Source organism: Streptomyces sp. NBC_00310 (assembly GCF_036208085.1).
Taxonomy (GTDB): domain Bacteria; phylum Actinomycetota; class Actinomycetes; order Streptomycetales; family Streptomycetaceae; genus Streptomyces.
Map to the genome: position 1 here is coordinate 381,707 of NZ_CP130714.1, position 17,309 is coordinate 399,015.

General features: G+C 70.0%; 14 protein-coding genes and 2 pseudogenes. 4 read left to right on the top strand and 12 right to left on the bottom strand.

Annotated elements, in window-relative coordinates; genetic code table 11:
• Nucleotides 1-49: 49 nt before the first annotated feature.
• The 12 genes and pseudogenes from OG202_RS01495 to OG202_RS01550 form a co-directional block, all read right to left on the bottom strand.
• A pseudogene (locus OG202_RS01495) lies at nucleotides 50-454 on the bottom strand (glycoside hydrolase family 97 N-terminal domain-containing protein); the annotation flags it as partial.
• Nucleotides 455-606: 152 nt separating this feature from the next.
• Nucleotides 607-702: pseudogene (locus tag OG202_RS01500) on the bottom strand (hypothetical protein); the annotation flags it as partial.
• A 321-nt stretch (nucleotides 703-1,023) separates the two neighbouring features.
• Entirely contained in the window at nucleotides 1,024-3,408 is a 2,385-nt protein-coding gene (locus OG202_RS01505) for a carbohydrate binding domain-containing protein (protein ID WP_328222186.1), read from the bottom strand.
• Complete coding sequence (locus tag OG202_RS01510; protein WP_327731852.1) at nucleotides 3,405-3,983, bottom strand: TlpA family protein disulfide reductase; 579 nt, start codon at nucleotides 3,981-3,983, stop codon at nucleotides 3,405-3,407. The genes OG202_RS01505 and OG202_RS01510 overlap by 4 nt, the downstream gene beginning before the upstream one ends.
• Nucleotides 3,980-4,933, bottom strand: a complete 954-nt coding sequence (locus tag OG202_RS01515) for a glycosyl hydrolase (RefSeq protein WP_328222187.1) — start codon at nucleotides 4,931-4,933, stop codon at nucleotides 3,980-3,982. The genes OG202_RS01510 and OG202_RS01515 overlap by 4 nt, the downstream gene beginning before the upstream one ends.
• An 11-nt stretch (nucleotides 4,934-4,944) precedes the next feature.
• On the bottom strand, nucleotides 4,945-6,474 hold the full coding sequence (gene arfA / locus OG202_RS01520; RefSeq protein ID WP_327731850.1) for an arabinosylfuranosidase ArfA: 1,530 nt from the start codon (nucleotides 6,472-6,474) through the stop codon (nucleotides 4,945-4,947).
• A gap of 62 nt (nucleotides 6,475-6,536) precedes the next feature.
• Complete coding sequence (locus tag OG202_RS01525) at nucleotides 6,537-7,610, bottom strand: lactonase family protein (RefSeq protein WP_328222188.1); 1,074 nt, start codon at nucleotides 7,608-7,610, stop codon at nucleotides 6,537-6,539.
• A gap of 41 nt (nucleotides 7,611-7,651) precedes the next feature.
• Nucleotides 7,652-8,620 carry a sugar kinase gene (locus OG202_RS01530; RefSeq protein WP_327731848.1) on the bottom strand — a complete coding sequence of 323 codons (969 nt, stop codon included), beginning with the start codon at nucleotides 8,618-8,620 and terminating at the stop codon, nucleotides 7,652-7,654.
• The gene (locus tag OG202_RS01535) at nucleotides 8,617-9,288 is read right to left on the bottom strand and encodes a bifunctional 4-hydroxy-2-oxoglutarate aldolase/2-dehydro-3-deoxy-phosphogluconate aldolase (RefSeq protein WP_328222189.1); all 672 of its coding nucleotides are present in this window, start codon (nucleotides 9,286-9,288) and stop codon (nucleotides 8,617-8,619) included. Before OG202_RS01535 ends, OG202_RS01530 begins: the two co-directional genes overlap by 4 nt.
• 88 nt (nucleotides 9,289-9,376) lie before the next feature.
• Nucleotides 9,377-10,198 carry a carbohydrate ABC transporter permease gene (locus tag OG202_RS01540; RefSeq protein ID WP_326585472.1) on the bottom strand — a complete coding sequence of 274 codons (822 nt, stop codon included), beginning with the start codon at nucleotides 10,196-10,198 and terminating at the stop codon, nucleotides 9,377-9,379.
• Nucleotides 10,198-11,241 carry a carbohydrate ABC transporter permease gene (locus OG202_RS01545; RefSeq protein ID WP_328222190.1) on the bottom strand — a complete coding sequence of 348 codons (1,044 nt, stop codon included), beginning with the start codon at nucleotides 11,239-11,241 and terminating at the stop codon, nucleotides 10,198-10,200. Before OG202_RS01545 ends, OG202_RS01540 begins: the two co-directional genes overlap by 1 nt.
• Nucleotides 11,238-12,575 carry an extracellular solute-binding protein gene (locus OG202_RS01550; protein WP_327731845.1) on the bottom strand — a complete coding sequence of 446 codons (1,338 nt, stop codon included), beginning with the start codon at nucleotides 12,573-12,575 and terminating at the stop codon, nucleotides 11,238-11,240. Before OG202_RS01550 ends, OG202_RS01545 begins: the two co-directional genes overlap by 4 nt.
• A gap of 485 nt (nucleotides 12,576-13,060) precedes the next feature.
• Here OG202_RS01550 and OG202_RS01555 point away from each other — a divergent pair, with 485 nt between their 5' ends.
• The 4 genes from OG202_RS01555 to OG202_RS46310 all read left to right on the top strand — a co-directional run bounded on the left by OG202_RS01555 (nucleotide 13,061) and on the right by OG202_RS46310 (nucleotide 17,051).
• The gene (locus OG202_RS01555; RefSeq protein ID WP_327731843.1) at nucleotides 13,061-14,110 is read left to right on the top strand and encodes a LacI family DNA-binding transcriptional regulator; all 1,050 of its coding nucleotides are present in this window, start codon (nucleotides 13,061-13,063) and stop codon (nucleotides 14,108-14,110) included.
• Nucleotides 14,107-14,874, top strand: coding sequence for an SDR family NAD(P)-dependent oxidoreductase (locus OG202_RS01560; protein WP_327731842.1), 768 nt, complete (start codon nucleotides 14,107-14,109; stop codon nucleotides 14,872-14,874). Before OG202_RS01555 ends, OG202_RS01560 begins: the two co-directional genes overlap by 4 nt.
• Nucleotides 14,875-15,095: 221 nt before the next feature.
• Nucleotides 15,096-16,241, top strand: a complete 1,146-nt coding sequence (gene dgoD, locus OG202_RS01565; RefSeq protein ID WP_326573464.1) for a galactonate dehydratase — start codon at nucleotides 15,096-15,098, stop codon at nucleotides 16,239-16,241.
• A gap of 402 nt (nucleotides 16,242-16,643) precedes the next feature.
• A complete protein-coding gene (locus tag OG202_RS46310) occupies nucleotides 16,644-17,051 on the top strand; it encodes a hypothetical protein (protein WP_405892244.1) in 408 nt (135 codons plus the stop codon).
• Nucleotides 17,052-17,309: the final 258 nt, after the last annotated feature.

Here is a 17,309-nt window from a genome sequence, read left to right on the forward strand (position 1 = left end):
GCGTGGCGAACGGCGTGGTGACGGTCGAGGTGGTCTGCACCGTGCCGCTGCCCCGGGCGGTCTTCTTCATCAGGTACGCCTTGAGTGTGTTGCTCTGCCCGGAGACCGAGGTGAGCATCCCTCGCGGGTAGTTCACCCGGGAGGACTCACAGGTGCAGGCGCGCAGCCCGCCGGCCAGGGTGACCAGCAGCGGCATGTCGGTCAGCGGGCCGACGTCGGTGCCGGACGTGCCGGTGGAGGGGATCGCGTCCGGTGCGACGGCGCTGTACGCGTTCTCGTCCCGGGCGCTGTGGACCAGGGTTCCGCCGGGGAACACGAAGCTGGTCAGCTCATCCGAGATGGTGGCCTTGCCCGTGTCGAGCAGCGTGTAGCGCAGCGCGACTCCACTGTTGTAGGCCCGTATCTGGATGCCGAAGGTGACGCCGCTGCCGCTGTCCTGCAGTTTCCAGCGCATCTCCTGGTAGCGGTCGCTGATCGTCGCGTTGCGGCCGTACACCGGGGTCCAGGGCTGTCCTGGGTCCAGTGCTGGTAGGTCGTCATCACGGTGTCGGCGGTGCCCAGCGTGGTGCCGTCGCTCATCGCGAGTCCGAGCACCGAGGTGTCGACGACCGTCGTGCCGGCCCGCTTGACCGACCAGGAGAGTGCTCCGCCGACCAGCGAGACCGTGATCTTGTTGCTGCCGTCCGGCGACGTGGCGGTCATGGCGGCGTCGGCCGCGGCGGCCTCTCCGGCGCCGACGAGGCCCAGCGAGGCGGCCCCCACCGTGACCGCCGCTCCCTTGAGGATTCCACGCCGGGACAGCGCTCCGGGGCGGGCGGTTCCGTGCGGGTCGGGCTATTCCTGACGTGGTGACGTTTCCATGATCAGTACATCTCTCCCTTGAACGAGTCGCGCGAGGGGCCGGCGTGGGGAATCAGGCGGAGAGCGTGGGCGTCCCGCACGGACTCGGTCCGTGATCAGCCGGGCACGCCCACGCTCACCGGGTCGGCCCTGGCCGGTGTCACCGGCCGCGGGCGTCGTCGATCACTGCTCGGTCAGGGTGACCTCGTCGCAGTAGCCGTCGCCGGTTCCGGAGACGAGGTGGCAGTAGATGCGAGCGGTGTTCACACCTGCCCCTGTCGTGAAGGTCGTCGACTGCTTCGAGTAGGTGCTCGACGTGGTCGAGGCACTCGTGACGGCGGAGCCGTTGTAGAGCTTGGCCTCCAGTGCAGTTGTGGTGCCGGCGGTCTGACTCGCGATCGAGCCGCTCAGCCGGTAGGTGGTGTTCGGCTTGAGCGTGTAGACGAGTTGCCACAGGGTGCCACCGCTCAGGGACGAGTTCGTCAGTCCGGCGGCGTTGCCGTTGGACGACGTGCCCGTGAGCGAGAAGTCACCGTTGCGCCAGGGCACGGTGTGGCCGGACTCGAAGTTGCCGTTGATGACGTGGTTCTTGACGGGGGTGACGGCGAGGTCGTCGCAGTAGCCGTTGCCGCTGCCCGAGCTCTTGTAGCAGTACAGGCGCACCGTGCTGTTCGCCGCGCCGGTGGTGAAGTCGGCGGAGACGAACGTCCACGCGGTGCCGCTGGCGCTCGCCACCGTTTCCAGGCCACCGGTGTTCTTGACGCCGATGTTCATGACCTCACCCGCGACGGCGGACTTCACCCAGCCGGAGACACGGTACGTCGTCCGGGGCGCGACGGGGACGTAGTTCTCCACGGAGGCGGGCGACGGGCCGACCCGGACCGCGTAAGTTCCGCTGTGGGCGCCCGAGTTCACCACCGAGGCGGAGTTCCACGCGCTCCACGCCGTGAGCGATCCCTTCTCGAAGCCGAGGTTCTCGTTCGCGAGGCAGGTCGCGTCGGACGGCGTGCTGAACTGGTCGGCGCCGATGTCGGGTGCGCAGACCGCGGGAACAGGTGATCCCCAGTAGTCCTTGCCGCCGTTGTCGGGCATGACGACTCCCGCGCCGATGGCCGGGGAGCTTGCGGTCAGCTGGTAGCCGTCGACGGAGTCGATGCCCGTGCCGCCGCTGCCGGGCGAGACCAGCAGGGGATCCGCGGTGATGTTCCCGTTGCCGGTCGGCTCACTCGCCGGGTGGTTGCCGTAGAAGAGGTTGTTCCGCCAGGCGAAGTTCGAGGCCGGCTGACCGCTGGTGTAGACGTAGCCGCCGCTGCCCAGGTTGTAGATGAGGTTGTTGGCGAGCGTCAGGTCGTTCCAGGCGCCGGAGACCTCGAAGATGTTCGCGGTGGACCCGGAGGGGACGTAGATGGTGTTGTTGTAGAACGTGGAGTCCTGGGAGCCGAGCATGTTGACGACGCGGAGGCGGTCGTCCTCGCTGACGTTGTAGCGGACCACGGCGTTGCTGCTGAGGCGTGACCCTCCGCCGCAGCCGCAGAAGAGGAGGAACCCTCCCTCGTTGTCGTGGCTGTAGTTGTACTGGACGATCGTGCCGTCCTGCCCGTAGTCGACGTCGAAGCCCTGGCCGTCGGGGTTCCCGGTGAGCTTCTTGGTCCCGTACGCCTCGTTGTACTGGATCACGGTCCCGTCGGAGTCCCAGGCCCAGATGCCGGCGTTCGCCGCGTTGGGGGCCTTCGCCGCGTTGTAGACCACGTTGTGCTCGATGAGGGCGTCCTTCGACATCTGCACCACGATGCCGTCGCCGTCCGTGTCATGGACGGTGTTGTTCCTGACGACGACACCCGTCCAGGGGGTCCAGGCGGGGTTGTTGCATCCGATGGACGGCCGGCACAGCCATGTGCTGGACATGTTGATACCGCTGCGGGCGATGTCGGCGACGGTGTTGCCGTCGATGACGACGTCGTTGAAGGCGCTGGGTGTCGTGGTCCCGAGAACGGAGAAGAGGATGCCCGCGCTGCCGTCGACTTCCTTCGAGTTGTTTCCGTTCACGTCGTGGATGTTGAGGTTGCTGATCTTGTAGTGGTTGCCGGTGCCGTAGTTCTCGAGCACCACGTAGACACCGCGCCGCGCGTTCGCGCCCTTCACGGCACCGGTGTTGGTCACCTCCAGGTTGGAGATCTCCCAGTACTCCTGGTTGTGCAGGTAGATCGCGTCCGTGCCGCCGCCTCCGGCGATGATCGGCAGGGCGCCCGTGCCGTAGGCGTCGATGGAGATCGATCCGTCTGCCGCGCTGCCCGAGCCCAGCGGGTGCAGGGTTCCGGTGCAGGTTGTTCCTCTCTTCAGCAGCAGCTGGTCCCCCGGGGCGAAGGTCTTCGCGTTCGGGCCGGCCAACGAGTTCCATGGCGAGCCGGAGGTGCCGGTCCCGTTAGTCGCCGCCGAGCAGTCCACGTAGTAGGAGGTGCCCGCCGCGTGGGCCTGGACGGCCGGCGTGAGCACTACCGCGGCGCAGGCGAGCAGCATGGTGACGACCAGGCCTGCGATGAAGCGTCTTATGTCGGTGACATGTCTCATGGTGCCTCTCCCCGTACAACATTGTCGGGTTGGGTGGTTGGGCTCGCCGTGCTCTTGCGGAGCGCGGCGACGATCGCCTGCGTCGGAGCGGGCTGGTTCGCCCAATCGGCGGCCACGTGTCCGTCGGCGCCGATCAGGAGTGTGTGGAGCTGTCCGTCCATGGACAGCCGGGTGCCGGCGGAGGCCGAGTCCGCGGCGACCACGAGGCCGGGCGGGATGGACCAGTTCGCCGCGAAGTTCTTCAGCGCGCCGTCGGTCGTGCGGCCGTCGGAGTCGGCGATGAGGACCCTTACGTCGGGGTACTGCAGCGCCACGCTCTTGAGCGACGGGATCTGGCTCCGCGCGTGCGCTGCTCCGACGTTTCCCTGGTCGTCGACGGGGAGGGCCGATATGAGGGTCGGCCCGGAGACGGCGATCCGGTTCCCGTCGAGCAGGGTCACCCCGGAGCCGGCCGGTCGTTCTTCGGCCTGGCAGGCGGTGACGAGCAGGAGCGCGGGGACGAGCAGGAGCACGCCGACGAACGGGACCCTCCCCGTGCGACGGGCCCCCTTCGTCGCCTTTCGAATCCCGGTCACCGGACCGGCCCTTCGAGAGGAAGGATGGGTGCCTCAAGGGCTTCGTCGCGGTCGCACACGAGAGTGTCTCCGCTCACCCGCAGGCGGGCGACCTGGATCGAGCTCCGGCGGTCGTTGTCGTCGCTGCGGTGTACGGCGCCGTCGTCGGACCGCCCCGGGTGCGTGAAATAGAAGACGTAGGCGCCGAGTTCGCTGGTGACGACGTCGGCGTGGTAGCCGTATCCCCCGTCGTCCGGGCCCTGGCCGGAACGGTCGAGGACGAGTCCTCGCGGTTCCCATGTCTCCAGGTCCCGGGAGTGAAGAACCCGCTGTCCATGCCATTCGTCGACGAGCATCCAGTAACTGCCGCCGAGCTCGAAGACGTTCGCGCCCTCGTGATTCGAGCACTCGACGGCAGGCCCCCGGACGGTCCACCGTGCCAGATCGTCGCTGTCCGCCGCGTAGGTGTGCGCGTGATCGGCCTCGTCCTTGTACCACATGCGGTAGCCGCCTGTGGGGAGCCGCAGGACGCAGGCGTCGATCACCCTCTCGGACGAGAGCGGCAAGGTGGAACGGTAGGTCCACGAGAAGAGGTCGTGGCTCGTGTAGTGACGGATCACGCGCGTGTGGCCCGCCCACTGGGTCGGGACCCCGCGGATCACGCTGACGAACATGTGGTACTCGGTTCCGTCGTCGACGATCTCGGGCGCCCAGTAGGTGTGGCGCCCTGGCTCGATGTCGAGCCCCTCGGCGGTTCCCCGGTACAGCCAGGTGGCCCCGCCGTCCGCGGAGGACGCGATCCCGAGGTCGGTCCCGTGGACCCAGCTCACGTCGTTCATCGGTGGCGCGTCGGCGCGGCGGCTCGTGTAGAACATCCACCACTCGCCGGCGTGCCGGTTGAAGACGACGGTGGGGTCGGTCGCGCCGTCGTGAATGGGGTCGCGGAACAGGGGGCGGTCAATGGCTGTCATCGGTGTTTCCCTCAGTCCTGACGGCGCGTCAGGCGGATCATGTTCCAGGACATCGGTTCGAGTTCGGCGTGGAGGACGCCGTCGCCGACGGTGGTGCCGGTGGCGGTGTGCGGGGTGACGCGGTCGGGCCTGTCCGCGGTGTTGGTGGCCTCCGGGTCGTTGTCCGCCAGGACCAGGTGCTCCGCGAGGGTGAGGGCCTCGACGCCGCTCAGGTCGATCGTCAGCGGCAGGGCCCGCGTCTGGCCGCGGTTGACGGCGAAGACGGTGACGGCGCCCGTCTCGTCGTCGGTGACCGCGGTGGCGTGCAGCAGCGGTACGTCACCGAAACGGGCGGTCGGGTACGTCGGGCTGTCCACCTCGACGCGCAGCACCCGGCCACGTCCGTACGCCGACGCCTGGGCGAAGGGGTAGAACGTGGTCTGCCGCCACGCCGGGCCGCCCGGCTCGGTCATGATCGGCGCGATGACGTTGACGAGCTGCGCGAGGGATGCCGCGGTGACCCGGTCGGCATGCCGCAGCAGGGCGATCATCAGCGAGCCGAAGACCACGGCGTCGGTGACGGTGTAGACGTCCTCCAGCAGGCGCGGCGCCTGCTGCCACTCTTCCACGGCGTGCGGGTTGGGCCGCTTCTGGTACCAGACGTTCCACTCGTCGAAGGAGAGGTTGATGTGCTTCTTCGCCTTGAGGCGGGCGCGCACGTGGTCGCAGGTGGCGACGACCGACTCGATGAAGTGCTCCATGTCGACGGCGGAGGCCAGGAAGGAGTCCCGGTCGCCGTCGATCTCCTCGTAGTAGGCGTGCAGGGATACGTAGTCCACGAGGTCGTAAGTGGCCTGGAGGACGGTCGACTCCCAGGAGGCGAAGGTCGGCATGGAGGAGCTGGAGCTGCCGCAGGCGACCAGTTCCAGACCGGGGTCGACCTGCCGCATGGCACGGGCGGTCTCGGCGGCGAGGCGGCCGTACTCCTCGGGTGTCTTGTGGCCGGTCTGCCAGGGGCCGTCCATCTCGTTGCCCAGGCACCACATCCGGATGCCGTACGGCTCCTTGTCGCCGTGGGCGGCTCGGCGGTCGGACAGCTCGGTGCCGCCGGGGTGGTTCGCGTACTCCAGCAGCCGTACCGCGTCCTCCACGCCTCGTGTGCCGAGGTTGACGGCCATCATGGGCTCCATGCCCGTCCTACCGCAGAAGTCCATGAACTCGCCCAGGCCGAACTGGTTGGTCTCGGTGGACTTCCAGGCCAGGTCCAGCCGGGCCGGCCGCTCCTCGCGCGGGCCCACGCTGTCCTCCCAGCGGTAGCCGGAGACGAAGTTGCCGCCGGGGTAGCGGACGGTGGTCACACCGAGCTCACGGACCAGCTCCAGGACGTCCTGGCGCAGTCCGTCCGCGTCGGCGGTGGGATGGCCGGGCTCGTAGATGCCGGTGTAGACGCAGCGCCCCATGTGCTCGACGAACGATCCGAACACACGTGGGTTGACACTGCCGACCGCGAAGGCCGGATCGAGGGTGAAGCGGGCGGCGGGCGTGGTGCCGGGCTGGGACATGACTGCCTTTCAGGTGTGACAAGGAAGAAGGAGGGCGGGAGGGGGGCGACGGGAGAGGGGGATCAGAGCGCCAGCGCGCAGACCACCGAGGGGGCGGAGACCGGCGGGTGGGGCCGGGTGAGGGTGCCGTCGTCCAGGACCCGCAGGGCGGCGAGGGTGCCGCTGTGCTGGTTGGCGACGAGCAGGTGGCCGGCCGCCAGGGTCAGGCCGCGGGGCCATGTGCCGCCGGCGGGGACCTCGCCGACCGGTTCCAGGGTGGTGCCGGTGAGGCGGAACGCGGCGACCGTGTCGGCGCCCCGGTTGCTCACCCACACGAAGCGTCCGCAGGGCGAGGCCACGATTCCGGCGGGCTGGTTGACGACGTCGTGGGCTGTCGTGGCAGGAGCGGAGGAGACGGCCGTCAGGGTGCCGTCGGTGGCGTCGTAGCGGTGGCAGGTGACGGTCGAGGACAGCTCGTCGGCGCTGAACACCAGGTCACCGCCGGGGGCGAAGGCGAGGTGGCGGGGGCCGGATCCGGCGCGCGTCGGATTCACCGCGACCCGCTCCAGGGTGCCGGTGCGGGTGTCCAGCCGGTACGTGAACACCGCGTCCGCCCCCAGGTCGGTCACCAGCAGGAAACGGCCCGCGGGGTCGAGGAGGACCTGATGGGCGTGGCTTCCCTCCTGGCGTCCGGTGACCGGGCCCGAGCCCTGATGGACGACGAGGTCGGTCGGTTCCAACAGGCGTCCGTCCGCGCCGAGCCGGTGCACCGCGACGGTGCCCGGCGCGGTGTCGCTGCCGTAGTTCGCGGTCAGCAGCCACTCACCGCCCGGGTGGACGGTGAGGTGGCACGGGTTCGCCCCGCCGCCGCTCACCGGGTCGCCCAGCGGGGACAGGGTGCCGTCTCGGTCGCGGGCGACGGCGCTGACGGTGCCCGCCCCGGTCTCGTTCGTGCTGTAGACGACGTCGAGCGACGGGTGAGCGGCCAGGAAGGAGGCTCCGCTGACGGGCAGCGGCTTCACCTGGTCGTCGTACGTCATGCGGCCGGTGGCGGGGTCGAGGAGCAGGGCGGCGATGCCGGGGCCGTCCCCGCCGGAGTCCGGTGTGTAGGAGCCGGTGAGGAAGGGGATCGCGCCGGTGGAGGGGCTTGTGGGCATGGGTGGTCCTGAGAGTCGCTGTGCCGGGGCGGAAGGAGGTGTCAGCGGACGATGTCGTCGTGGTGGTCGAGCAGTCCCAGTTCGGAGCGCCGGGGCAGGCCCTCCCAGTCGCCGGCGGTGCTCACCGCGAAGGCGCCGAGCAGGGCCGCCGTCCTCAGCCGCCGCTGCGGGGGCTCCCCCGCGAGCAGTTCGGCCAGGTAGCCGGCGGCGAACGCGTCTCCCGCGCCCACCGAGTCGTGGACCTGGACCGGTACGGCGGGCTGCCGGTGGGGCCGTCCGTCGAGGAGGGCGTACGCCCCGTCGGCACCGATCTTGATCACGGCTCCGTCGGGTCCGAGGTCGCAGATGCCCTGGGCGAGTTCCTCCGGTCCTTCGGCACCGGGCACCACGAGCCCGGCCTCGTGCGGTCCGGCGAAGACCAGGTCGCTCCTGCGCAGCAGAGGCAGCAGGGTGCGCCGGGCCTCGGCCTCACTCCACAGCAGCGAGCGGAAGTTGACGTCCAGGGAGATGGTCACGCCGGCGTCGGCGGCGATGTCCACGGCCCGGGTCACGGCCTGGGCGGGGCCCTCACCGAGCGCCGGGGTGATGCCCGTGATGTGGAGGACCGCCGCCCCCGCGACGACGTGCTCGGGAATGTCGTCGGCGGTGAGCCGCGCGCCGGCGGTGTGGGTGCGGTAGTAGCGCGTACGGCTCCGGGTGGAGGTGCGACGCTCCTTGAGCAGCAGGGATGTGGGGGCGGCGTCGCGCGCGGCGACGGTGGTGACCCCTTCGGCCTGTAGTTCCCGCAGGACGAGTTCGCCGAGTTCGTCGTCGCCCACCCGGCCGATCCAGGTCGCGGATCCGCCGAGCCGGCTGACCCCGATGGCGACGTTGGACTCCGCGCCGGCGATGCCCAGGCGCAGCGTGGTGCCGAGCGCGAACGGGCCGGGGGCCCGGGCCGCCATGACGGCGAGCACGTCGCCGAGGGTGACGAGGTAGGGCTCGCCGGGCGGGGGTGCGGATATGCTCACGCGTTCGCCTCCCCGGCCCGTGCGGTGGTCCCTACCGCGTCCAGCAGGGTGCGCGCCCTCGTGGTGAGGGCGCCCAGTGCCTGCGGAGTCGGGTCCTGGTCCGTCCCGCGCAGCAGCGGGGAGCCGATTCCGACCGCACAGGCGCCCGCGTCCAGGTAGTCCCGCGCCTCGTCGATGCCGACGCCGCCGACGGCGAGGAGTGGGATGTCGGGCAGGGGCGCTCGCAGTTGGCGCAGGTGAGCGGGGCCGCCCGTGCTCGCGGGGAACACCTTGACGGCGGCGGCGCCGGCCCGCCACGCCTGTGACACCTCCGTCGGTGTCCAGGCCCCCGGGTAGCACGGGACACCCCGGTCCACCGCGTTCCGGACGACTTCGGTGTCCACGACGGGGGCGACCAGGAACTCCGCTCCCGCCGCCAGGGCGTCCCTGGCCTGGTCGCCGGTGATCACGGTGCCCGCGCCGACCGCTACGTCGGGGCCGAGTTCCGCCCGGATGCGGGCCAGCGCGTCGAGCGCTCCTGCGGTGGTGAGGGTGACCTCCAGGCAGGTGACGCCGCCGGAGGCGAGGGCCCGGGCCACGGCGGGCAGCCCGGAGGCGTCGGCCGACCTGAGGATGGCCATGACCCGGGTCCGGCCGAGCTGCGGGGTGAGGGCGGGACGCTCCGTCATGACCCCACCGCCGCGGGGGACGTGAGAGCTCCCTGGGTGTGCGTCATGCGAAGTTCCTTTGCCTGAAGGTGAGTTGGTGAACGTGGGGTCACTTGAGTCCGGAGGTGGCGGCACCCGCGACGAAGCCCCGCTGCACGATCAGGAACAACGCCAGCACCGGGACGACGTACATCACCGCGCCTGCGGCGACCAGGTTCCCCAGCGGGGCACCGTGCTCGTTGACGTAGCCGTAGGCGAGCTTGACCGCGAGCGTGGTGTGGGCGTCGTCCAGCAGCAGGGCGGGCGCGATGTAGTCGCCCCAGGTCCAGCTGAAGGACAGGATCAGGCTGGTGGCGATGACCGGCCAGGACTGTGGCAGGAAGATGCGCCAGAAGATGCGGATCTGCCCGCAGCCGTCCACGATCGCGGCCTCCTCCAGTTCCTTGGGCATGTTCGAGAAGAACTGCCGGAACAGGAAGATCAGGTACGGGGCTCCGCACAGGCCCCACAGCACCCACGGCACATAGGTGTTGGTGAGGTGCATCTTGGCGAACAGCAGGTAGGTCGGGATGAGGGTGAGAACCTGCGGCAGCATCATCGTCGACAGGAGCACGGAGAAGATCAGCCGCTTGCCGGGCGCGTCGAGGCGGGCGAATCCATAACCCGCCCACGCGGAGGCCAGCGTGACCAGCAGGGCGTAGACGGTGGCGATCGTCAGGGAGTTGCGGGCGTAGCCGAGGTAGTCGATCTGGGTCAGCGCGTCATAGAAGTTGTTCAGGCTGGGGTCGTGCGGCCACCAGTGGACCGGCAGCGCGCGCAGCTCGGAGGGGTTCTTCAGGGCGGTGTTCAGCAGCCAGCCGAACGGGCCGAGGAAGAGGACGAGGGCGCCGACGAGCAGCATGTAGACGGCGCTTCTACGAGGGAACACCATCACTTGCCTCCGATCGTGCGCTGTCTGGACGGCTTGGCCGCCTCCGGGTCGACGGAGTAGAAGACCGCGCCCTTGCTGAGTCTGAAGACGAGGAAGGTGATCGCGACGATGATCAGGAACAGCAGCCAGAGCATCGCGGAGGCGTATCCGTAACGGCCGTTGGCGAAGTACTGGGCGAACACGTTGATCATGAACAGGTAGTTGCTCTCGGGGACGGACGTGACGCCCCTGGGGGTGGGGTCGAGGGAGATCAGCAGCGGCAGGAAACTCTGCACGGCGGCGATGATGCCCGTGATGACCTGGAAGAACAGCACCGGGGAGAGCATCGGCACGGTGATTTTGGTAAAGGACTGCCAGGCGTTCGCCCCGTCCACACGGGCGGCCTCGTGCAGCTCCTTGGGAATGTCCTGGAGCCCCGCCAGTGAGATGATCATGGTGTTGCCGGCGCCCCACAGGGTCAGGGTGACCAGGACCCAGCGGGCGTAGGGGTCCATCAGCCAGCTCACACCGTTGACGTGCAGGGCGTCCAGGACACCGTTGGCCGCGCCCGAGTCCCGGTCGAAGATCAGCTTGAAGGTGAGAGCGGCACCCACCGGCGGGACGATCGCGGGCAGGTACAGCAGGGTGCGGAACAGCCCGCGGGCCCGGATCGGCTGGTTGACCAGCACCGCCAGCAGCAGCCCCGCGGCGATGGACAGCGGCACGGTGATCGCGACGAAGACGCCGGTGCGGGCCAGGGAGGACATCGTCTCCGGGTCGGTCAGGACCTCCCGGTAGTTTTCCAGACCGACGAAGCGGGAGTTCTGCGACAGCCCGTCGGCGTTGGTCAGACTCAGCCACAACGCGTAGCCGAGCGGGAACGCCGTCAGGGCCAGGAAGCCCAGCACCCAGGGTGCGGCGAACACGTAGAAGGCCCAGGCCCGCCGGGTGGTCAGCGAGCGGGGCCCGCGACCGGCGTGCGCGCGGGTGCGGGGCCCGGGCCGGGCGGCCGTCCCCCCGGAAGGGGACGGCGCGCCCGGCGCGGTGATCTGTTCGGTGCTCATCCCACGAGTTCCTTGCCCTGGGCGAGCGCCTCGTTCATCCGGGAGTTGAGCTGATCGGCGACCTTGCCGGCGGACGTGCCGGACTTCACGGCGCCCGGCAGCACCTTGTTCAGCACGCCCTCCAGGGCGGCCTGCTGGGCGTAAGGGGTGAAGCTGAGCACCGAGAAGTGCGGCAGCTCCTGTTCCTGCACCTGGAACGCCTGCTTCTGGAAGGCGTTGGTCTGCGGCATGTTCGGGCGCAGCGACTTCAGGGACGGTATGCCCCATCCGCTGGCCGCCCGGTCCTGGGCGGGCTTGCCGGCGAAGTACCACTCGAAGAACTTCCAGGCCGCGTCCTTGTTCTTGGCGTCCCTGGGGATCCAGAAGCCGGTGGCGCCGAAGCAGGAGCTGACGCGGTTGCCACCGAGCTGCGGGGCGGGCGCGAAGCGGGAGACCTCGGCGAGCTTGGGATCGGCGCCGATCAATCCGCCGAACCAGTAGCCGTTGCAGCTCATCGCCATCCGGTTGGCCTGGTAGGTGGGGCCGTCCCAGCCGTCCGGGTTGGGGTTCACGACGCTCGGGCCGATGTCGGCCTTGGCGTAGTCCAGGTACCACCGCAGGGCCTTCAGCGCCTCCGGGGAGGAGAAGTCCACCGTGGCCAGGTCCTCGGCGAACAGACTGCCGCCGGCGGAGGCGGTCATGCCCATGAGCTGGGGGAAGACTCCCATGCCGGTGGCGTTCAGGCCGTACACCTTGACCTTGCCCAGGCGGCGCTTGACCAGCTTCTTGCCCAGGTCGAGCCACTCGTCGTAGGAGATCGGGTCGGTCGCGCCGGGCACGTCCAGCTTGGCGGCCTCGAACAGGTCGGTGCGGTACCAGAACATGGAGTCCTGGGAGTAGTCCTTGGCCATGCCGTAGCGCGGGCCCGCGCCCTGCTTCTTGCCGTCGTAGCGCCACACGTCGTTGACCGGGTCGAGGTCGGAGGGCTTCAGCACCGAACTCTTGGCGAAGTACGGGTCCAGGTCAGTCATCAGGCCGCGGGCGGCGAAGTACGGGGTCTCGGTCGCGCCGAAGCCGCGGACGACGTCCGGCGGATTCTTGGCGGCGAGCATGGCGTTGAGCTTGGTGGCGTCCCAGATGATGACGTTGAGGTCCATCCCAAGCGCCTCTTCGGCGGCCTTGAGGCCCTTCTTGTCCCACTCGTTCTCGACCGTCATCACGGTGAGCGTCGTCTTGCCGCTCCCCGAGCCGTTCGTGCCGTTGTCGACGGAGCCGGCGCAGGCGGACAGACCGGTCGCGGCGAGCGCGGTTCCGGCGGAGACGGCGAGGAAGCGGCGTCTGTCAAGGGATGTCATCTTTGACATGGGCATGCTGATGGGCCTTTCGTGGCGGACGTACGCGGCTACGGGATGTACGAGGGGGCCCATTGCGGCATGAGGGGTTGCCGCAACGAGCGAACAGAGAGGCACGGCGGCCGGTGGAGTACCGGCTCGCTCGGCAGTGGTGTTGATGCCCTGGTCGCGGCGCATCCGTCGGCGTGGACGAGTGCGCGCACCGATCCAGCGGACCGCGGGTGCGACGGTGGTCGCGTCGGCGGTGAGCTCGGGGCACCTTCGGCCAGCTGACTCCGCGTCAGATTTGGCCGATAGCTAGCAGTGTCTCTATGGCCGGTTTAAAGGGCTCTGCATAGATTTACCGCTTATTTCCGTCTGGGGAAACCGGTTGACTGAAACTTTCGCGAACGTTAAGTTGCGTTTCCAGGAAGTGTCAAGAGCTACGAACAAGTCACTCTCGGCCCGCACCAGTGGACCCGGGCGACGTCTAATGGGAGGGGGAGCACGTGCCGGAACAGCCCGTCAGGGCCAGGCTCGTGGATGTGGCACACGCGGCCGGGGTCTCCAAGGCCACCGTGTCCAAGGTGCTCAACGGCCGACAGGACCTGTCCGTACGGCCGGAGACGCGCCGCCGCGTCCACGAGGCCGCCGAGACACTCGGCTACCGCCCCCACTCCGGGGCCCGTGCCCTGGCCGGCGCCAGCACCCACGCACTGGCCCTGCTGATCCCCGCCCTCGGCAACCCCACGTACGTCACCATCGCCCGCGGCGCCTATCAGCGGGCCCGCGAGCTGGGCTATCTCTCCCTGCTGGCGGAGGACTTCGACGGGCAGGAGGCCGACGACTCCTTCAACGACCTGGTGCAGGAGGGCAGGGTCGACGGACTGCTCATCGCCTCCGCCCGCCCCGGCCACCCCCTGCTGGACACCCTGAACCACAGCCCGGTCCCCCACGTCTTCCTCAACCGCGCCGTGGAGGGGTCCGGCCGCAACGTCACCATGGACGTCGCCCGCTCCAGCGTGACCGCGCTCGACCACCTGCACGGGCTCGGCCACCGCAGGGTCGGCCACATCGCGGGTCCCGCCGGGATCACACCCAGCGAGGTCCGCAAAGAAGCGTTCCTGCGCCACGCGGACGCCCTGGGGCTGGACGCCGCTCCGGTGGCGTCCGGGGACTTCACCGAGGACGGCGGCGGCTCGGCCGCGCGGGAACTGCTGCGTCCCGCCGCCGGCAGTGCGCACCCGCCGGTCACCGCCCTCTACACCAGCTCGCTCGCCCAGGCGATAGGCGCCATGGCCGCGATCAGAAACCTCGGCCTCCGGATCCCGGAGGACGTCTCCGTGGTCGGCAACGACGACCTGCCCGTGGCCGCGCATCTCCATCCCCCGCTGACCACCGTCGCGATGCCCCTGTACGAACTGGGGACCGCTGCCGTGGACGCCCTGGTGGCCACCATCGAGAACAGGCCGGTGGGAGACGTCGTCGTACCGACCGAGCCGCGGCTGGTGCTGCGTGGCTCCACGGCCGGACCGGCAGAACCAGGAGGAACGCCATGACCGTCGCCGCCGCACCGGCACGTTTCACCGGCCGTACGGCCCTGCTCACCGGGGCCGGCTCCGGCATCGGGGCGGCCACCGCCCGGCGGCTGGCGGCCGAGGGGGCGTCCGTCCTCGTCACCGACGTGGACGCCGAGGCCGCCCAGCGCGTGGCCGAGGACATCCGCACGGGGGGCGGGCGGGCACGGGACCGGCCCCTCGACGTGACCTCCCCGGGTCAGTGGGCCGCGGCCGTCGCCGAGGCCGAGTCCTGGACCGGGCGCCTCGACGTGCTCCACCTCAACGTGGGCCGCAACCTGCACGGAGCGGCACACGAACTCGACGACGCGTCCTGGCACGACCAGTTGCGGCTCTGCCTCGACTCCGTGTTCTACGGCGTCCGGGCCGGGGTTCCCCTCCTCAGGACGGCCGGCGGCGCGGTGGTGATCACCTCGTCCGTGCACGCGGCCATCGGCTTCAAGGGCTTCCCCGCCTACGCGGCGGCCAAGGGCGGAATCGACGCCCTCGTAAGGCAGTTGGCCGTCGAGTACGGGGGGCGGATCCGGTTCAACTCCGTCCTGCCCGGGGCCGTGCTGACCGCCCTGTGGGCCGGTACACCCCCGGAGTACAAGGCGCAGACCGTCGCGCGCACGCCGGTCGGCAGGCTCGGTGCCCCCGAGGACATCGCCGCCGCCGTGGCGTTCCTCGCCTCCGACGACGCCTCCTTCATCACCGGCCAGAACCTGCTCGTGGACGGTGGCCGCAGCATCAGCTCCCAGGAATAGGGCGTCGGGCGTCGGCCGATGCGCCCTGCCCCTTCCCCTGCTTTCCCGCGCCTCCCCCCGGACGGCAAGCCCCTCCCCCGTACCAACGCCCCTTCCGTCCCCGCGAGCAGGCAGTTCCCCGCGCTCGCTTTCGGCCACGACCGATCCACCCACCACCCACCACCCACCGAGCCTCGGCCCACACCGGGCCATACACAGCACAGGACCCGGAGGTCCAGCCCATGAAGATCACTGGATACGAACTCTTCCTCGTCGAACCGCGCTGGCTCTTCCTGCGCGTCGACACCGACGAGGGAATCTCCGGCTGGGGTGAGCCCATAGTCGAGGGCAAGGCCCACACCGTCGCCCGCTGCGTCGAGGAGATGTTCGACTACCTGCTCGGCCAGGACCCCGCCCGCATCGAGGAGCACTGGCAGGTGCTCGCCAAGAGCGGCTTCTACCGCGGCGGAGTCGTCCTGAACAGCGCCCTGGCCGGAATCGACCAGGCGTTGTGGGACATCGCGGGCAAGGCACACGGCGTCCCGGTCCACCAGCTCCTCGGCGGCCACGTGCGCGACCGGGTCCGCGTCTACGGCTGGGTCGGCGGCGAAACCCCCGAGGAGCTGGCCGAGTCGGCCGCCGAGCAGGTCGCCAAGGGCATGACGGCGGTCAAGCTGAACCCCTGCGGCCAGCTGGAGCCACTCGCCGCCCCCGCCGCGATCAACGCCATCGTGGACGGAGTGGCCGCGGTTCGCGATGCCATCGGGCCGGAGCGCGACCTGGCGCTGGACTTCCACGGCCGGTTCAGTGGGGCGATGTCCCGCCGCGTGCTGCCCCACCTCGAGCCGCTCCTGCCGCTCTTCGTCGAAGAGCCCGTGCTTCCGGAGTTCTCCCAGGACCTCGGCGCCGTGGTGCGCTCCACCTCCATCCCCATCGCCACCGGCGAACGGCTGTACTCCCGCTGGGACTTCCGCTCGGTGCTCTCCGACGGCATCGCCGTGGCCCAGCCCGACATCAGCCACGCCGGCGGAATCTCCGAGAGCCGCCGGATCGCCGCGATGGCCGAGGCGTACGACGTCCTGGTGGCACCGCACTGCCCGCTCGGCCCGATCGCCCTCGCGGCCAGTCTGCAGCTCGACTTCGCGATCCCCAACTTCCTCATCCAGGAACAGGCGCTGGGCATCGGCTACGGCGACAGCAGCGGACTGCTGGACTACCTCGCCGACACCACGCCCTTCACGTTCCGCGACGGCTACATCGACCGCCCGACCGCACCCGGTCTCGGCATCACCATCGACGAGGACGCGGTCCGGGCCGCCGCCGAACGCGGCCACCGCTGGCGCAACCCGGTCTGGCGCAACACGGATGGCTCACTGGCGTCCTGGTAGCCCGGCAGGGGACTCCGGCCGGATGTCGCAACGCAGCCGTAGCAGATGCCCATGCGACACCCGGAGCGCATGAGCGAGCAGGAGCTCGTCGCGGCCTGATTCCTGGTATCGGTTCAGATCTCGGCTGTACCGGCGGCACCTTCGGTTTCGGTGAGATCCGGTTGTAAGCGCCCGTGTATGTCGCCGATCTGGCCGACGAGGCATGTGAGTGGGCGCTTCATCAGTCGATGTCCGTTTCTGGCTGAGGTGGGGGCAAGGTTGCTGGTGGGGGTTCTGTCGGCTATTGCTTCCTGGCGAAGTCGCCGGCGTCGGCCTCGGTGAGGATGCCGAGTTTGCCCAGTCGTTTCAGCTTGGCGCGGGTGCCTTCAGGCTCGGCGGAACCCCGAGTGGCCGTTCGGCGCGGTGATCGTCGACACCCGTACCGGCGAGGTCCTGGGGAGCGGGGTCAGCTCCGGGGCGGACGGCCCGGTGCTGCACGGTGAGGTGGTCGCCCTCCGGGCTGCTGCCGGGCTCCGGGTTCGTCGCAGGGTTCGCACGGCGCTTGTCGAATCGCCCTGTCCGCACGGCAGGTGGCGGCCGCCGCACGGTCCTTCTACACCCCGGAGCTGCTCCTGGGCGGCGTACTGTCCGACCACACCGACCGTCTCTTCCAGGAGGCCCGGCGGTTGCGGGTGCGCGAACGGCCGGCGACGCACAGGGCGTGCGGCGGCACGGGCGTGCGGCGTTCGGGGGCACACACGGGCGTGCGGCGTTCGAGGGGCACACACGGGCGTGCGACGGCTGTTCAGCGCAGGCATCGGCGCGTCATGAGGGCAGGCAGGCCCGGGCCGGCGGCGAAGGAACGGATGGGCTCGGCGACCTGGACAGGGCGTTCCGGGCGCACCGCGTGCGACGCGTCGGCCGTGTGCACGGTGAAGTGGGGCTGCCCGGCAGCAAGCTCGCCCGAGGTCCCGGAGGGGCCGTCGGCCGACCCGGAGAGCGGGCCATCGTAGGGCGCCGTGAAGAGACGGGGTTCGGCCCCGAGGTGCGCGGGGGCGCGGCCCGAGCCAATCTGATGATCATGCGGCG

What these genes read in the sequence shown, in the direction of transcription:
- OG202_RS01550 (WP_327731845.1), bottom strand. Translation starts at nt 12,575, where the DNA reads ATGACATCCCTTGACAGACGCCGCTTCCTCGCCGTCTCCGCCGGAACC.
- OG202_RS01505 (WP_328222186.1), bottom strand. Translation starts at nt 3,408, where the DNA reads ATGAGACATGTCACCGACATAAGACGCTTCATCGCAGGCCTGGTCGTC.
- dgoD (WP_326573464.1), top strand. Translation starts at nt 15,096, where the DNA reads ATGAAGATCACTGGATACGAACTCTTCCTCGTCGAACCGCGCTGGCTC.
- OG202_RS01545 (WP_328222190.1), bottom strand. Translation starts at nt 11,241, where the DNA reads ATGAGCACCGAACAGATCACCGCGCCGGGCGCGCCGTCCCCTTCCGGG.
- OG202_RS01535 (WP_328222189.1), bottom strand. Translation starts at nt 9,288, where the DNA reads ATGACGGAGCGTCCCGCCCTCACCCCGCAGCTCGGCCGGACCCGGGTC.
- OG202_RS01525 (WP_328222188.1), bottom strand. Translation starts at nt 7,610, where the DNA reads ATGCCCACAAGCCCCTCCACCGGCGCGATCCCCTTCCTCACCGGCTCC.
- OG202_RS01560 (WP_327731842.1), top strand. Translation starts at nt 14,107, where the DNA reads ATGACCGTCGCCGCCGCACCGGCACGTTTCACCGGCCGTACGGCCCTG.
- OG202_RS01540 (WP_326585472.1), bottom strand. Translation starts at nt 10,198, where the DNA reads ATGGTGTTCCCTCGTAGAAGCGCCGTCTACATGCTGCTCGTCGGCGCC.
- arfA (WP_327731850.1), bottom strand. Translation starts at nt 6,474, where the DNA reads ATGTCCCAGCCCGGCACCACGCCCGCCGCCCGCTTCACCCTCGATCCG.
- OG202_RS01515 (WP_328222187.1), bottom strand. Translation starts at nt 4,933, where the DNA reads ATGACAGCCATTGACCGCCCCCTGTTCCGCGACCCCATTCACGACGGC.